Origin of the sequence: Streptomyces sp. NBC_01410, from assembly GCF_045040195.1 — a bacterium.
GTDB lineage: Bacteria > Actinomycetota > Actinomycetes > Streptomycetales > Streptomycetaceae > Streptomyces.
The window spans coordinates 6528773-6543914 of the sequence record NZ_CP109530.1 but is presented as its reverse complement, the minus strand read 5'-3'; the positions used below and the strand labels follow the sequence as shown (position 1 = coordinate 6543914).

Here is a 15142-nt window from a genome sequence, read left to right as displayed (position 1 = left end):
ACACGGCTGTGCCCCGGATCCGCACAACGGATCCGGGGCACAACTGTTCCGAGCTGCAGGAGCGCGCCGCCCTCAAGCGCGCCGGACTTGCCGGAGCCATCGCAGACGCACTCCGCGAGCGCGGCGTACAGGAACCGACCGCGAGCCTCGCCGCCGAACTCGGCGTCCGCGCCTTCTACCACGCCTTCGACGAGTGGGCCGATCCGGCCAACCAGCAGACGTTCACCGAGCTCGCACGCCACGCACTCGCCGAACTCCGGGCCGCGACAGCTGCACTCGGCTAGGAGGCGTCGTCGTCCGGCGCGGCCTTGCGGCGGATGCGCGCCGCCATGACCGCGACGTCGTCCTCCGCGTGGGCGGCGTCGAGTTCGTGGAGGACCTCGTCGACCAGGTCGTCGAGTGTGCCGCCCGGGTCGGGGCGGACGTGGGCCAGGCGGGCGAGGGAGGTGTCAATGTCCTCGCTGCGGCGTTCGACGAGGCCGTCGGTGAACAGGAGCAGGGTGTCACCGGGGTCGAAGGTGCGCGAGACGAGTTCGTAGCCGCCCACGCCCGTCCCGAGCGGTGGTCCGACCGGGACATTGACCAGGTGGGCCACGCCTTCGTTGCTGAAGACGACGGGCGGCAGATGGCCCGCGCTGGAGAAAGACGCGAGCATGCGCGCCGGGTCCACCCGGGCGAGCAGGCAGGTGGCGGGGCGGCGGGCGGAGGCGTCGGAGATGTCCATGTCCAGGCGGCGCAGGACCCGGTGCGGCGGTAGGTCGGCGGCCGCCACGCCGCGCAGGGCCGAGCGGTAGCTGTTCATGTCGACCGCCGCCTCCACCCCGTGGCCCATCACATCGCCCATCACCAGCAGCGTGCGCCCGAAGTGCAGGCGTACGGTCTCGAACCAGTCCCCGCCCACGAGGTCGGCCGAGCCGGCGGGGAGGTAGCGCGTGGCCAACTGGAGGTTCGGGTGCGGCAGTCCGGGGTCGGTCAGCAGGGCCCGCTGGAGCTCGACCGCGGTGCGTTGCGCCTGGCCGAAGAGGCGGGCGTGCTCGATGGCCACCGCGGCCCGGTGGGCCGCCGACCGGGCGATCAGCAGGTCGCGGTCGGTGAAGCTGCCGGACGCCCGGGCGATGAGGACGGCGCCCAGGACATGGTCGTGGATGCTGAGGGGTACCGCTAGCCGGCCTTCATCGAGGGCCGTCCGGCCGCGCAGTACGGCAAGGGGCGCGTACGGGGGCAGCAGCTCGGCATGACCCGCCACGGCGGCCCGCTCCACGCCCGGCCCGCCGCCGGGCTGCGTCTCCCGCGGCAGCAGGTCCACAGCGGCCGCGTCGGCCAGTCCCGAACCGAGAAAGCTCACTACCTCCAGACAGGTGGTTCTCTCGTCGAGCGTCGTCCCGATCCGGTCGGCGGCGTCCGCCATGTGCAGCCGGTCGGCCGGAGTGAGGCTCTCGACGACCAGGCCCACCAGACCGGCCACCTCCCCGCGGATGGTCAGCTGCTGCCAGGTGCAGCGGCTGACGGGCGTCACATGCGTACGGGGGCACCCGTCGGCCAGGACGGCGGCGACGAGCGCCGCCGGGCCGACGCTCAGCTCGGCCCGGGGGCTGACGGCCCTGCCTTCCAGCCCTGCGCGTATTTCGCCCGAGACACGGCAGTAGACCGGGTCCGCGAAGAGATATCTCATGTCCGTGCCGAGGACGGCGAGCCCCACCGAGGCCCGAGGCTGCGAGGACGCGTCCCCGCGTCCGTCCGGCGAGTCGGCACGCACACGATCACCTCCTCCCGCACGGGCGCTGTCCTCAAGTCTTATGCGCCCCTCGTCCCCGCGCATCACAGGTCCGGGCCCGCACCGGGCGAGGATGCGGGCCGGATGGCGGGAGGGGTTCAGGGCCGGCCGGCAGTGACACCGCCCTGGAGGCGTGCCAGGTCGGCGGGGCGGACCTGGATGGCAAGGACGGCGATCACGGCCGCGACGACGGTGAAGATGGCGGCCGCGACGAACGCGGCGGAGACTCCCGAGGTGAGGACCTCATCGCTGAAGGGCCGTGGAAGCTGGCCGGTGCGCTGGAATTGCAGCTTCTCCACCGGGGTCGCCTGGGCGAGGAAGCTCGGCACCTGGTCGTCGGCCTCGTTGCGGCTGGCCGTGCCGAACACCGTGACCAGGATGGACAGCCCCAGCGAACCGCCCACCTGCTGGGTCGCGTTGAGCATGCCGGACGCCGCACCTGTCTCGTGCGTGGCCACGCCGGAGACGGCCATCAGCGTCAGCGAGACGAAGTTCAGGCCCATGCCGAAGCCGAAGACCACTATCGGTCCCAGGATGCTGCCCAGATACGTGGAGTGGATATCGGTCAGGGTCAGCCAGGACAGACCCACCGCGCACAGGATCGAACCGGTCACCATAAAGGGCTTCGGGCCGTATTTCGGCAGGAGTTGAGAGGCGATGCCCGCGCCCACCGCGACGACCGCGCTCACCGGCAGGAAGGCGAGACCGGCCTCCAGCGGGCTGAAGTCGAGCACGTTCTGCACGAAGAGCGTGAGGAAGAAGAACATGCCGAAGATCGCGGCAGCAATGCTGAGCATGATTCCGTACGTGCCCGACCGGTTGCGGTCGGCGAACATGTGCAGGGGCGTGATCGGCTGCTTGGATCGGCGCTCTATCAGAATGAACGAAGTGAGAAGCACCACCGCGGCGCAGAACGACGCAATCGTCCACGGATCGCGCCAGCCTTCCTGAGCAGCCCGGATGAAGCCATAGACCAGCGCCACCATGCCGAGGGTCGAAGTGAACGCACCCGCCAGGTCGAAGTGGCCCGGATGGCGTTCGGACTCCTTGATGTGGCGGGGAGTTGCCAGAGCGATGAGCAGGGCGATGGGCACATTGACGAAGAACACCCAGCGCCAGTCGAGCCATTCGACGAGGATGCCGCCCGCCAGCAGGCCGATCGCGGCGCCGCCCGCGGAGACGGCCGCGAAAACACCGAACGCCCGGTTGCGTTTCGGGCCTTCGGTGAAGGTGGTGGTGATCAGCGCGAGCGCGGTCGGCGATGCGATGGCGCCGCCGACGCCCTGCAGGGCGCGCGATGCCAGCAGCTGACCGGAGTTCTGGGACAGGCCGCCGAGCAGCGAGGCGAGTGCGAACAGCAGCACTCCGAACATGAAGACCCTGCGTCGGCCGAGGATGTCGCCCATACGGCCACCGAGGAGCAACAGGCCGCCGAACGTGAGCGTGTAGGCGTTGACCACCCAGGACAGGCTCGTGGTGGAGAAGTCCAGCGAGCTCTGGATGTGCGGGAGCGCGATGTTCACGATGGTGATGTCGAGGACCACCATCAACTGACAGGATGCGATGACGAGGAGTGCGATCACATCGCCGCCGCTCATCTTGTTCGAGGCGGCGATCTGCGATGTGGGTACCGGCTGCGGGGTCGTCATGGCGCATCGAGCCCTCACACGAGGGTCTGTAGACGGTTCCGTCCACTAATGAACGGTAAACCTACGGCGAGCCCGCCACCAGTCGATCAAGATCCGCCGCCGGAGGGCTCCGCGACGAAGGCGCGCAGTGCCTCGGTGAGCGCGTCGGGCCGGTCCTCGGCGATGAGCGTGCAGCTGTCCTCGATCTCCAGCAGCCGCCCCTCGGGCAGCAGTTCGGCGAGCCGCCTGCCGTGTTCGCGCGGCATCATCCGGTCCTCGGTGGCCCAGACCACCAGCGCGGGCCTGTCGAACTTCCGCAGCCCCTCGGCCGCCTCGAGAAGTTCGGTCTTGCGCAGGCCCGCGTTGTAGCGCTTGAAGTCCGACCTGATCGCTTTGTCGGTCAGCAGTGGACGCAGCCAGTTGTCGATGATCTCGTCGGGTACGGGACGCTTGGTGAGCGCGCCGAAGCCGATGGGCAGCCGGCGCAGCGGTTTCAGCCCGAGGATCCGGGCGGTCAGCGCGATGCCGCCGGGCACCTTGCAGACGAACGAGATCATCTTTCCGGGCGCTCCCGGCGGGTAGTTGTCGAAGGCTTCGCAGGAGATCAGCACCAGCCGGGCGAGCCGCTCGGGGTGGCGGGCCGCGACGGTCTGGGCGCGGCCGCAGTCGCTCTCCACCAGGGTGACGCCGCACAGGTCGAGGCGGTCGAGGAACTCCGCGATCAGCTCGTTGACGGAGTCGGGGCTCAGGGGGACGCCCGGGCGCATGGGGGTGCGGTGGGCGCCGTACGGGAGGGTCGGGGCGATGCAGCGGTGGTCGCGCCGCAGGCCGGCGACGACCTTGCGCCAGACCGTCGCGTCATGGACGAGCCCGTGCAGCAGGACGACGACGGGGCCCGTGCCTCCGCTGTCCTCGTAGGTGATCGTCCCCGCGCTGAGCTCGATCTCCGGCATGGCCTCTCCCTCGTGTCATAACGATGTTATGTATTGGGGGTGGCGGCCCGCCAGAGTCCGGTCAGGGCAGCACCGCCGTGCCGTCCAGCTCCACCATGGCCTCCTCGTCCCAGAGCCGGTCCACTCCGATCACCGCCATCGCGGGATAGTCGCGGCCCGCCAACCGCCGCCAGATACGGCCCAGTTCAGGGGCGTGGGCGCGATAGCCGGCGACATCGGTGGCGTAGACCGTGACACGGGCGAGGTCCTGCGGGGCGCCGCCGGCGGCCGCGAGTGCGGTGAGCAGATTCGCCAGGGCCGTCTCGAACTGCTCGGGCAGCGTCTCGCCGACGATCTTGCCGCCGGGGTTCAGCGCGGTCTGCCCGGCCAGGAACACCAGCCGCGAGCCGGTGGCCGTGATGGCGTGCGAGAAGCCGGTGGGGGGCGAGAGCTCGGCCGGATTGTGACGGTGCAGGCTCATGCGTGCGGCTCCTTGACGCTTGCGTACAGCTCCTTGGCGATGATCGTGCGCTGGACCTCGGTCGCGCCCTCGTAGATCCGCGGCGCGCGGACCTCCCGGTACAGATGTTCCAGCAGATGACCGCGCTGGAGCCCGCGGGCGCCGTGCAGCTGGACGGCCGCGTCCACGACGTACTGCGCGGTCTCCGTCGCGAGCAGCTTCGCCATCGCGGACCGCTTCGGCACGTCGGCGGCCCTTTCGTCGTACGCCGCGGCGGCCGCGTAGACCAGCAGCCGCGCGGCCTCGGTGCGGGTGGCCATCTCGGCGACCTGGTGGGCGACGGACTGGAGGTCCTTGAGCGGGCCGCCGAAGGCCGTGCGGCGGGCGGTGTGGTCGATGGCCGCGTCCAGGGCAGCCTGGGCCATACCGACGGCGAAGGCGCCGACGCTGGGCCGGAAGAGGTTCAGGGTGTTCATCGCGACACGGAAGCCACCGTCCACGTCACCGAGGACGTCGTCCCTGGTCACGGGCACATCGGCGAAGGTCAGCGCGCCGATGGGGTGCGGCGAGAGCATCTCCAGGGCGGTTCCGGTCAGCCCCGGCCGGTCGGCGGGGACGAGGAACGCCGTCACGCCGCGTGCTCCGGCGCCCTCGGTCGTACGGGCGAAGACGGTGTAGAAGTCGGCCTCGGGCGCGTTGGAGATCCAGCGCTTCTCGCCGCTCAGGCGCCAGCCCTCACCATCCGGCTCGGCCCGGAGGGCGAGGGCCGCCGCGTCCGAGCCCGCGTCCGGCTCGCTGAGCGCGAAGGCGGCCACGGCGCGCCCGATGATCACGTCGGGGAGCCAGCGCTCCTGCTGGGCCGCGGTGCCCGCCTGGACGATGGGGTAGCTGCCCAGGCCCTGGAGGGCGAGGGCGGTTTCGGCCTCCGTGCATCCGTGGGCGAGGGATTCGCGCAGCAGGCACAGTTCCAGCGCCCCGGCTCCGAACAGCCGGCCCAGGAGCCCTAGTTCACCGAGGGCGGCCACCAAGGGGCGATTGACGTGGCCCGGTTCCCCCTTGTCGGCGATCGGGCGCAACTGCTCGGCTGCCAGCGTACGCAGCTGAGCACATCGGGCGGTTTGTTCCGGATCGAGCGAGAATACGGGCATTCGTGCCCCCATTTCATGCGGCCCGGGGATCGGGGGTGGGCTCCGGAAAAGCACGGTATCGCGGACTGTTGACTGTCGTCACCTTCACGATACGCTCGATTCGCGACCCCACCACGAGAAGGGGGCGAACAATGGGACTGTCACCCTCGGCCCACCGCGACACCTTTGCGCGCGACCACCTCCCGCCGCCCGGGCAGTGGCCGGAACTTCTCTTCGATCTGCCCGCGCTGCACTATCCACAGCGGCTCAACTGCGGAGCCGAACTGCTGGACCGTACGATCGAGCGCTTCGGCGCCGACCGGCCCGTCTTCCGGACCGGCGGCGGCGAGATCTGGACCTACGGAGAGCTGCGGGACCAGGTCGACCGGATCGCGCATGTCCTCACCTCCGGCCTGGGCGTCGTCCCGGGCAACCGTGTCCTGCTGCGCGGCCCGACCACGCCCTGGCTCGCCGCCTGCTGGCTTGCGGTGATGAAGGCGGGCGCGGTGGCCGTCACCGTGCTTGCCCAGCAGCGGGCCAAGGAACTGGCCACGGTGTGCGAGATCGCCGCCGTCAGCCACGCCCTGTGCGACATCCGCTCCCTCGACGACCTGGCCAAGGCCGAGGTGCCGGGGCTGAGCATCACGGCGTACGGCGGCGACGGGCCCGACGATCTGCTGCGGCTGGCCGCCGCCGGGCCCCCGGAGCCCTACGAGGCGGTGCAGACCGCGGCCGACGATGTCGCGCTGATCGCCTTCACCTCCGGCACGACCGGGCGGCCCAAGGGCTGTATGCACTTCCACCGCGATGTACTGGCCGTCGCGGACACCTTCTCCGCGCAGGTGCTGCGGCCGGAGCCCGACGACGTCTTCGCGGGCAGCCCCCCGCTCGGCTTCACCTTCGGGCTCGGCGGCCTGGTGATCTTCCCGATGCGTGCGGGGGCGTCGGCGCTGCTGCTCGAACAGGCGGGCCCGGACCGGCTGTTGCCCGCGATCGCGGCCCACCGGGTGTCGGTTCTGTTCACCGCGCCGACGGCGTACCGCGTGATGCTGGAGCGCATCGACGAGCACGACACCGGCTCGCTGCGGCGGTGCGTGTCGGCCGGCGAGAATCTGCCCGCGGCCACCTGGCAGGCCTGGCAGGAGCGGACCGGGCTGCGCATCATCAACGGCATCGGCGCGACCGAGCTGCTGCACATCTTCATCTCGGCGGCCGACGACGCGATCAGGCCGGGCGCCACCGGGATACCCGTACCGGGCTGGCAGGCCCGCGTCGTGGACCGCTCCGGGGTTCCGGTTCCCGACGGCGATCCGGGACTGCTCGCCGTGCGCGGCCCGGTGGGCTGCCGCTATCTGAACGACCCGCGCCAGCTGGATTACGTGCACGAGGGCTGGAATCTCACCGGTGACACCTACGTGCGTGAACCCGACGGCTATTTCCGCTACGTCGCCCGCGCCGACGACATGATCATCTCGGCCGGGTACAACATCGCCGGGCCCGAGGTGGAGGAGGCCCTGCTGCGGCATCCGGACGTTGCCGAGGCCGCGGTGATCGGCCGCGAGGACGACCTGCGCGGACAGATCGTGGTCGCGTATGTCGTCCTGCGGGAAGGCGTCCCGAGGGGCGAGGAGACCGTGGAGGCGCTCACCGACGCGGTCAAGCGGCGGCTGACCCCGTACAAGTGTCCGCGCGAGATCGTCTTCCTGGATGCGCTGCCCCGCACGCCCACCGGCAAGCTGCAGCGCTTCCGCCTGCGGGCTCTAAAGTGATCACGTGGCCGAGCAGCACACTCCCCGTTCCCTGATCGTCTCCCTGTACGGCGCGTACGGACGCGAGCGGCCGGGCCCTCTCCCCGTGGCCGAACTCATCCGTCTGCTGGCGGTTCTCGGCGTCGACGCCCCGTCCGTGCGCTCCTCGGTCTCGCGGCTCAAGCGCCGCGGCCTGCTGGTCCCCGAACGCACCGAGGACGACGCGGCCGGGTACGCCCTGTCGGACGACGCCCGCCAGCTGCTCGACGACGGCGACCGGCGGATCTACGCCCGCCAATCGCCCCTGCTGTCCGAGGGCTGGGTGCTCGCGGTCTTCTCGGTGCCCGAGGCCGAACGCCACAAGCGTCATCTGCTGCGCTCGAGGCTCGGGCGGCTCGGCTTCGGCTCGGCCGCTCCGGGCGTGTGGATCGCGCCCGCGCGGCTGTACGAGGAGGCGCGGCACACCCTGCGCCGGCTCCAACTCGACCCGTACGTCGAGCTGTTCCGGGGCGAGCATCTCGGCTTCGCGGCGACGGCGGAGGCGGTGGCGCGCTGGTGGGACCTGGGCGCGATCGCCAAGGAGCACGAGGAGTTCCTCGATCTGCACGAGCCGAGACTGCGGGCGTGGGAGGCGCGCGGCGAGCTGCCCCCGATGGAGGCGTACCGCGACTATCTTCCGGCGCTGGACTCCTGGCGGCGGCTGCCGTACATCGATCCGGGGCTGCCGGCCGAACTGCTGCCGCAGGGCTGGCCGGGGGGACGGTCGGCGGAGGTCTTCGCCCGGCTGCACGCGCTGCTGCGGGACGCGGGAGCGGCGTTCGTGCAGGCGTGAGCGCTCAGCTCAGGGTGAGCCGGGGCTTGGGCGCGTCCGTGCGGCCGGTCGGGGGCCTGCGGCTGCCTGCCGCGTACTGGTCGGGCCAGATCGCTCCCGGCCCCTTGTAGTTCTGTTCGGCGGCCGCGTGCAGAGTCCAGTGCGGATCGTAGAGATGCGGCCTGGCCAGCGCGCAGAGGTCGGCGCGGCCCGCCAGCAGCAGCGAGTTGACGTCGTCCCAGGAGGAGATGGCGCCGACCGCGATGACGGGAATGCCGAGCGTGTTGCGGATCCGGTCGGCGTACGGGGTCTGGTACGAGCGGCCGTACTCCGGCTGTTCGTCGGACACGACCTGTCCGGTGGAGACGTCGATCGCGTCGGCGCCGTGGGCGGCGAACGCCCGGGCGATCTCGACGGCGTCCTCGGCGGTGTTGCCGCCCCGCGCCCAGTCGGTGGCGGAGATACGGATGGTCATGGGCCGGTCGTCGGGCCAGACCGCGCGCATGGCGTCGAAGACTTCGAGGGGGAAGCGAAGACGGTTCTGAAGGGAGCCGCCGTAGGCGTCGGTGCGCTGATTGGTGAGCGGGGAGAGGAAGCCGGAGAGGAGGTAGCCGTGGGCGCAGTGGAGTTCGAGCAGGTCGAAACCGCACTCGTCCGCGCGCCGGGTCGCGTCGGCGAACTGCTCGCGGATCTGGGCGAGTCCGTCGCGGTCCAGCGCCTGGGGGACCTGGTTCACGCCGGGACGGTAGGAGAGCGGTGAGGCCGCGACGAGAGGCCAGTTGCCCTCGTCGAGCGGCTCGTCAATGCCCTCCCACATGAGCTTGGTGGAGCCCTTGCGGCCGGAGTGCCCGAGCTGCACGCCGATCGCGGTGCCGGGCGCGTGGAGGTGCACGAAGTCGGTGACCCGGCGCCAGGCGGCGCCCTGCTCGGGGGTGTACAGACCCGTGCAGCCGGGGGTGATACGGCCCTGTGCGCTCACGCACACCATCTCGGTCATCACCAGGCCCGCCCCGCCGAGGCCCCGCGCGCCCAGGTGGACGAGGTGGAAGTCGCCGGGGACACCGTCGTTGGCGGAGTACATGTCCATGGGCGAGACGACCACGCGGTTGCGCAGGGTCAGCCCGCGCAGCGTGAGGGGCGTGAACATCGGCGGGGTGGCGGGCGGGCAGCCGAAGTCGCGCTCGACGGCGTCGGTGAACGCCGGGTCGCGCAGCCGCAGATTGTCATGGGTGACGCGGCGGCTGCGGGTGAGCAGATTGAACGCGAACTGCCGGGCCGGCTGGTCGAGATACGTGCCGAGCTCCTCGAACCAGCGCAGGCTGGCGGCCGCCGCGCGCTGCGTGGACTCGACGACGGGGCGGCGCTCGCTCTCGTACGCGGCGAGGGCAGCGGGGAGGTCGGGCTGCTCCTCGATGCAGGCGGCGAGCGCGAGGGCGTCCTCGACGGCGAGCTTGGTTCCGGAGCCGATGGAGAAGTGGGCCGTGTGGGCGGCGTCGCCCAGCAGCACCGTATTGCCGTGGGACCAGTGGTCGTTGACGACCGTACGGAACGCGATCCAGGCGGAGTTGTTGCCGTGCAGCGGCCGGCCGTCGAGCGCGTCGGCGAAGATCTTGGCGCACCGGTCGATGGACTCCTGCTCGTCGCAGCGGTCGAGACCGGCCGCCCGCCAGACCTCCTCACGCATTTCGACGATGACGGTGCTGGAGTCGGGCGCATAGGGGTAGCCGTGCAGCTGCATCGCGCCGTGCTCGGTCTCGGCGACCTCGAAACGGAAGGCGTCGAAGGCGAAGTCCGCGGCGAGCCAGATGTAGCGGCAGCGGTGGGTGGTGATGTGCGGGGCGAAGGCGTCGGCGTGCGCCTCGCGGGTGAGGCTGTTCACGCCGTCCGCGGCGATGACCAGGTCGTGGGTGGTGGCGAGTTCGGCGGCGGGCGGGGCGGGGGTGCGGAAGCGGAGCTGTACGCCGAGACCGGCGCAGCGGTCGTGGAGGATCTGCAGAAGCCGGCGCCGGCCGAGGGCGGCGAAGCCGTGGCCGCCGGAGGTGAGGGTGCGGCCGCGGTGGACGATGTCGATGTCGTCCCAGCGGACGAACTCGTCCTGGAGCGCGCGGTAGATGACGGGGTCGGCGTGCTCGATCCCGCCGAGGGTCTCGTCGGAGAGGACGACGCCGAAGCCGAAGGTGTCGTCGGGGGCGCCGCGCTCCCAGACGGTGATCTCGCGGTCGGGGTCGAGGCGCTTGAGCAGGGCGGCGGCGTAGAGACCGCCGGGGCCGCCGCCGATGACGGCGACGCGGAGGGGGTGGGCTTGTCCCTGCTGACGGGGCGCGGCGCCTGCGGCGGGCCTCTCCCCGCCCCGCCCCTTCCCGACGTGGGGCTCCGCCCCGGACCCCGTACGGCCTTCGGCCGTGTCCTCAAACGCCGGACGGGCTGAGATGGCGCCCGCGGGCGCAGGGGAAGTTTCCTCCATCGCCGGACGGGCTGGATTCTCCGGCCCCGCCGGCGCTTGAGGCGCGGGGTCCGGGGCGGAGCCCCGAGACGGGCGGCGCGGCATGGTCAGCGCCCCCGCCACTTCGGGGCGCGCTTTTCCGTGAACGCCGCGTGGAACTCCGCGTAGTCCTCGCCGTTCATCAGCAGGGCCTGCGTCGCCGCGTCCAGTTCCACCGAGGCCGCGAGCGGCATGTCGAGCTCGGAGGTGAGCAGGGCCTTGGTCTGGGCGTAGGCCAGGGCCGGGCCCTGCGCGAGGTGGCGGGCCAGCTCGGCCGACCGCGCGTCCGCCTGGCCCTCTTCCGTCAACTCGCTGATCAGGCCGATCCGTTCGGCCTCGGGAGCGCGGACCGGTTCGCCGAGCATCAGCAGTCGCGTGGCGTGGCCGAGGCCGACGACCCTCGGCAGCAGATAGGCCGCCCCCATGTCGCCGCCCGAGAGGCCCACCTTGGTGAACAGGAAGGCGAAACGCGCGGACGGGTCCGCGACGCGGAAGTCCGCGGCCAGCGCCAGTACCGCCCCCGCGCCCGCCGCGATGCCGTGGACCGCCGCGATCACCGGGAAGGGGCACTCGCGCAGCGCGCGTACCACCTGACCGGTCATCCGGTTGAAGTCGAGGAGCTGGGCGGTGTCCATGGAGAGGGTCGCGCCGATGATCTCGTCGACGTCCCCGCCGGAGCAGAACCCGCGCCCTTCGCCGCCCAGCACCAGCGCCCGTACGGACCGCTCCCGTGACAGCTCGGCGAGCAGATCACGCAGGTCGGCGTAGGCGCCGAAGGTGAGGGCATTGAGCTTCTCGGGGCGGGCGAGGGTGACGGTCGCGACGCCGTCCTGCGTGCTGATCCGCAGATGGCGCCAGCGCTCGGTGCGCTGCGCGGAGCCGGAAAAGGGGCTCATGGAGTGTGGCCTCCTTCAGGCGGGCGGTCTGCTGCTGCCCGCCCTTCCGAAGTTATCACTCTTACGTGACTCCCGTCACGACTACGCGATACGAGCTTGTAACCCGTTTGTACCGAGACAAAGGTCTCGTACCAGGCGTGGCACAGGTCCTGCCCAAGATGGGCACGGGCCCCTTCTTCGCGCCCATGCCTCTCTAGGGTTGAAATCCGGACCTCCCCCGTCGAACGGAACTCCCCGCCTTGCTCGAAGCCTCCGGCCCCGCCTCCTGGCGCGTCGCCCTGCCGCACTCCGCGGCCGCCGTGCCCATCGCCCGCGCCCTGGTGCGTACGGCACTGGCGGACATCGAGGCGTCGGCGGACCGCGACACGGCCGAGCTGCTCACGGCGGAGCTCGTCGCCAACGCGGTGGAGCACACGCGCGGCGGGAGCCCCATCCAGCTGGTGGTGGAACTGCTCCCGACGGGCTGCCAGGTGGAGGTCCACGACGGGGACCCGGTCCCGCCGGGCCGGCTGTCCCGGCACGCACCCGGCCCCGAGCCCGACGCCCTGCAGGAGCACGGCCGGGGGCTGCTGTTGATACGCGCACTGAGCTCGGCCTGCGGGCACCGAGTCACCGACGGGGGCAAGGCGGTCTGGTTCACCCTCCCGTCGCGGAGCTGACGGCTCCCTAGGCCGTGTCTGACAAATCTCGCCTGGCGCGCGACGCCCGGCACGCACACTCGCTGCGTTGTCAGAGTCATCCAAGTACGTCCAGTACGAGGATGATCTCCCCCAGACTTCGTCCAGGGGTGCCCCCACCGCCTTGCGATTGCACGCACCGGACGCCGCGCACCCCGCCCTGCGGGCGGACGGCGCTATTTGTCAGACACGGCCTGGCCAGGTCCCGTCCGGCCGAGCGTGGCCACCATGATCGCCTTGATCGTGTGCATCCGGTTCTCCGCCTCGTCGAACACGACGGAGTGCTCGGACTCGAAGACCTCGTCGGTGACTTCGAGCTCGGTCAGACCGTGCCTCTCATAGATGTCGCGGCCGATCTTGGTCCCCAGGTCGTGGAAGGCGGGGAGGCAGTGCAGGAACTTCACGTTCTCGTTGCCGGTGGCGCGCAGCACGTCCATGGTCACGGCGTACGGGCCGAGCAGCGCGATCCGCTCGTCCCACACCTCCTTCGGCTCCCCCATCGAGACCCATACGTCGGTGGCGACGAAGTCCGCACCGCGCACTCCCTCGGTGACGTCCTCGGTCAGCGTGACGCTGCCACCGGACGCCTTGGCCAGCCCGCGCGCCAGGTCCACGATCGTGTCGTCGGGCCACAGCAGCCGGGGGGCGACGATCCGCACGTCCATACCCAGCAGCGCGCCGGTGACCAGGTAGGAGTTGCCCATGTTGTAGCGGGCGTCGCCGAGATAGGCGTACGCGACCTGGTCCAGCGGCTTGTCGGTGTGCTCGGTCATCGTCAGCGCGTCGGCGAGCATCTGGGTGGGGTGCCATTCGTCGGTGAGCCCGTTGTAGACGGGGACACCGGCGTGCACGGCGAGCTCCTCCACCACGCCCTGGCCGTGCCCGCGGTACTCGATGGCGTCGTACATCCGGCCGAGTACGCGCGCGGTGTCCTTCACGGACTCCTTGTGTGCGATCTGCGAGCCGACGGGGTCGAGATAGGTCGTCGCGGCGCCCTGGTCGGCGGCCGCGACCTCGAAGGCGCAGCGGGTACGGGTGGAGGTCTTCTCGAAGATCAGCGCGATGTTCCTGCCCCGCAGCCGCTGAACCTCGGCTCCCGCCCGCTTGGCCGCCTTCAGCTCCGCGGCCAGATCGATCAGGCCGCGGAATTCCTCGGCGGTGAAGTCCAGCTCCTTGAGGAAGTGGCGGCCTTCGAGATGTATCGCCATGGTGGCTGCTGCTCCTGGGTCGCGAATGCGGGGACCGTGGAAGTATATACGTACGCCTGTATTGCTATACAGACGGTCCCGGCCGGGCGGTCCCGGCCGGCTAGACGGCGTCGCGCTCGAACGGACAGCTCATACAGCGAGGGCCTCCCCGGCCCCGGCCCAGTTCGCTGCCGGGGATCTCGATCACCTCGATGCCCTGCTTGCGCAGATGGGTGTTCGTCGTGACATTGCGCTCGTACGCGACGACGACACCCGGCTCGACGGCGAGGACATTGCAGCCGTCGTCCCACTGCTCGCGCTCCGCCGCGTGCACATCCTGCGTCGCCGTGAGCACCCGGATCTCCTTCAGACCGAGCGCCGCCGCGATCGCGCTGTGCATGTGCTCCGGCGGATGGTCGGTGACCTTCAGCGCCTGCCTGCCCTCAGCCGGTTCGATGGTGTACGAGCGGAGCATCCCGAGCCCCGCGTACTGGGTGAAGACATCGCGGTCGACCATCGTCATCACGGTGTCGAGATGCATCAGGGCCCGCCGCTTGGGCATGTCGAGCGCGACGATGGTCCGCGCGGAACCGGCCGCGAACATCCCGCGTGCCAGCATCTCCACGGCCTGCGGGGTGGTGCGCTCGCTCATGCCGATCAGCACCGCGCCGTTGCCGATCACCAGGACGTCACCGCCCTCGATGGTCGAGGGATAGTCGTCCTGCCCCTCCGACCAGTGGTGGAAGTCCCCCGCCTGCGGACTGGTGAAGAGCGGGTGGTGCTTGTAGATCGCCTCGAAGTGGACCGTCTCGCGCTGCCGCGCGGGCCAGCGCATGGCATTGATCGAGACGCCGTCGTATATCCAGGCGGAGGTGTCGCGGGTGAAGAGATGGTTGGGCAGCGGGCCGAGGAGAAAGTCGTCCAGGTCCATCACATGGAAGCGGACAGAGGTCGGCTCGGGATGACCGGCGAGGAACTCCCGTTTGGTCATGCCGCCCACCAGCGCCTCCACCAGGTCGGCCGAGGACAGCTCGTCGAAGACCGCGCGGAGGTGATCCGTGGCGAGCGGACCGTACTCCTTCTCGTCGAAGACCCGGTCCAGGACGAGCTTCCTGGCCTCCGGGATCTCCAGCGACTCGCGCAGCAGGTCGCCGAAGAGATGCACCTCCACCCCGCGGTCGCGCAGCACGTCGGCGAACCCGTCATGCTCCTGGCGGGCACGGCGCACCCACAGGACGTCATCGAACAGCAGCGCGTCCTTGTTGCTGGGCGTGAGGCGCTTCAGCTCCAGATCGGGCCTGTGCAGTATGACCTGGCGCAGCCGCCCGGTCTCGGAGTCGACATGGAATCCCATGACCCCATCCTCACCCGCGCTGAGCGCCATTCAACCTGCGAACAGCTACTCATCCGGTGAATCTTG

At 70.7% G+C, this 15142-nt stretch carries 13 protein-coding genes; 4 read left to right on the top strand and 9 right to left on the bottom strand.

Going from position 1 to position 15142, the window contains the following annotated elements:
• Window positions 1–8 precede the first annotated feature (8 nt).
• A complete protein-coding gene (locus OG741_RS30050) occupies window positions 9–284 on the top strand; it encodes a hypothetical protein (protein WP_405603072.1) in 276 nt (91 codons plus the stop codon).
• On the opposite strand, the gene OG741_RS30045 is transcribed toward OG741_RS30050, so the two are convergent.
• From OG741_RS30045 to OG741_RS30025, 5 genes are all read right to left on the bottom strand, one after another.
• A complete protein-coding gene (locus OG741_RS30045; RefSeq protein WP_405603070.1) occupies window positions 281–1756 on the bottom strand; it encodes a PP2C family protein-serine/threonine phosphatase in 1476 nt (491 codons plus the stop codon). The two genes, OG741_RS30050 and OG741_RS30045, sit on opposite strands and share 4 nt — an antisense overlap.
• A gap of 116 nt (window positions 1757–1872) precedes the next feature.
• Window positions 1873–3423, bottom strand: a complete 1551-nt coding sequence (locus tag OG741_RS30040) for an MFS transporter (protein WP_405603068.1) — start codon at window positions 3421–3423, stop codon at window positions 1873–1875.
• An 86-nt stretch (window positions 3424–3509) separates the two neighbouring features.
• Window positions 3510–4355: an alpha/beta fold hydrolase gene (locus OG741_RS30035; protein ID WP_405603066.1), complete on the bottom strand. Its 846-nt coding sequence runs from the start codon at window positions 4353–4355 to the stop codon at window positions 3510–3512.
• A 61-nt stretch (window positions 4356–4416) separates the two neighbouring features.
• Window positions 4417–4815 carry a RidA family protein gene (locus tag OG741_RS30030; RefSeq protein ID WP_405603064.1) on the bottom strand — a complete coding sequence of 133 codons (399 nt, stop codon included), beginning with the start codon at window positions 4813–4815 and terminating at the stop codon, window positions 4417–4419.
• Window positions 4812–5942 carry an acyl-CoA dehydrogenase family protein gene (locus OG741_RS30025; RefSeq protein WP_405603062.1) on the bottom strand — a complete coding sequence of 377 codons (1131 nt, stop codon included), beginning with the start codon at window positions 5940–5942 and terminating at the stop codon, window positions 4812–4814. Before OG741_RS30025 ends, OG741_RS30030 begins: the two co-directional genes overlap by 4 nt.
• Window positions 5943–6073: 131 nt before the next feature.
• On the opposite strand from OG741_RS30025, the gene OG741_RS30020 reads away from it, so the two are divergent.
• Together OG741_RS30020 and OG741_RS30015 are read left to right on the top strand one after the other, a co-directional pair.
• Entirely contained in the window at window positions 6074–7690 is a 1617-nt protein-coding gene (locus tag OG741_RS30020; protein ID WP_405603061.1) for an AMP-binding protein, read from the top strand.
• 4 nt (window positions 7691–7694) lie between these two features.
• Window positions 7695–8501, top strand: a complete 807-nt coding sequence (locus OG741_RS30015) for a PaaX family transcriptional regulator C-terminal domain-containing protein (protein ID WP_266481982.1) — start codon at window positions 7695–7697, stop codon at window positions 8499–8501.
• A 4-nt stretch (window positions 8502–8505) separates the two neighbouring features.
• Here OG741_RS30015 and OG741_RS30010 read toward each other — a convergent pair whose 3' ends face one another.
• Window positions 8506–10944: a bifunctional salicylyl-CoA 5-hydroxylase/oxidoreductase gene (locus tag OG741_RS30010; protein WP_405603059.1), complete on the bottom strand. Its 2439-nt coding sequence runs from the start codon at window positions 10942–10944 to the stop codon at window positions 8506–8508.
• An 86-nt stretch (window positions 10945–11030) separates the two neighbouring features.
• The gene (locus OG741_RS30005; RefSeq protein WP_405603057.1) at window positions 11031–11858 is read right to left on the bottom strand and encodes an enoyl-CoA hydratase family protein; all 828 of its coding nucleotides are present in this window, start codon (window positions 11856–11858) and stop codon (window positions 11031–11033) included.
• Between the two features lie 239 nt (window positions 11859–12097).
• Between OG741_RS30005 and OG741_RS30000 the strand changes: the two genes are divergently transcribed.
• Window positions 12098–12517: an ATP-binding protein gene (locus tag OG741_RS30000; protein ID WP_405603055.1), complete on the top strand. Its 420-nt coding sequence runs from the start codon at window positions 12098–12100 to the stop codon at window positions 12515–12517.
• Window positions 12518–12711: 194 nt separating this feature from the next.
• Here OG741_RS30000 and argF read toward each other — a convergent pair whose 3' ends face one another.
• Both argF and OG741_RS29990 read right to left on the bottom strand, forming a co-directional pair.
• Window positions 12712–13743, bottom strand: coding sequence for an ornithine carbamoyltransferase (gene argF / locus OG741_RS29995; protein WP_405603054.1), 1032 nt, complete (start codon window positions 13741–13743; stop codon window positions 12712–12714).
• Between the two features lie 100 nt (window positions 13744–13843).
• Window positions 13844–15076, bottom strand: a complete 1233-nt coding sequence (locus OG741_RS29990) for an arginine deiminase (RefSeq protein WP_405603053.1) — start codon at window positions 15074–15076, stop codon at window positions 13844–13846.
• Window positions 15077–15142: the final 66 nt, after the last annotated feature.

Excerpts from the sequence above, each read along its gene's own strand:
- OG741_RS30025 (WP_405603062.1), bottom strand. The coding sequence starts at position 5,942 with ATGCCCGTATTCTCGCTCGATCCGGAACAAACCGCCCGATGTGCTCAG.
- OG741_RS30010 (WP_405603059.1), bottom strand. The coding sequence starts at position 10,944 with ATGGAGGAAACTTCCCCTGCGCCCGCGGGCGCCATCTCAGCCCGTCCG.
- argF (WP_405603054.1), bottom strand. The coding sequence starts at position 13,743 with ATGGCGATACATCTCGAAGGCCGCCACTTCCTCAAGGAGCTGGACTTC.
- OG741_RS30035 (WP_405603066.1), bottom strand. The coding sequence starts at position 4,355 with ATGCCGGAGATCGAGCTCAGCGCGGGGACGATCACCTACGAGGACAGC.
- OG741_RS30030 (WP_405603064.1), bottom strand. The coding sequence starts at position 4,815 with ATGAGCCTGCACCGTCACAATCCGGCCGAGCTCTCGCCCCCCACCGGC.
- OG741_RS30020 (WP_405603061.1), top strand. The coding sequence starts at position 6,074 with ATGGGACTGTCACCCTCGGCCCACCGCGACACCTTTGCGCGCGACCAC.
- OG741_RS30005 (WP_405603057.1), bottom strand. The coding sequence starts at position 11,858 with ATGAGCCCCTTTTCCGGCTCCGCGCAGCGCACCGAGCGCTGGCGCCAT.
- OG741_RS29990 (WP_405603053.1), bottom strand. The coding sequence starts at position 15,076 with ATGGGATTCCATGTCGACTCCGAGACCGGGCGGCTGCGCCAGGTCATA.
- OG741_RS30040 (WP_405603068.1), bottom strand. The coding sequence starts at position 3,423 with ATGACGACCCCGCAGCCGGTACCCACATCGCAGATCGCCGCCTCGAAC.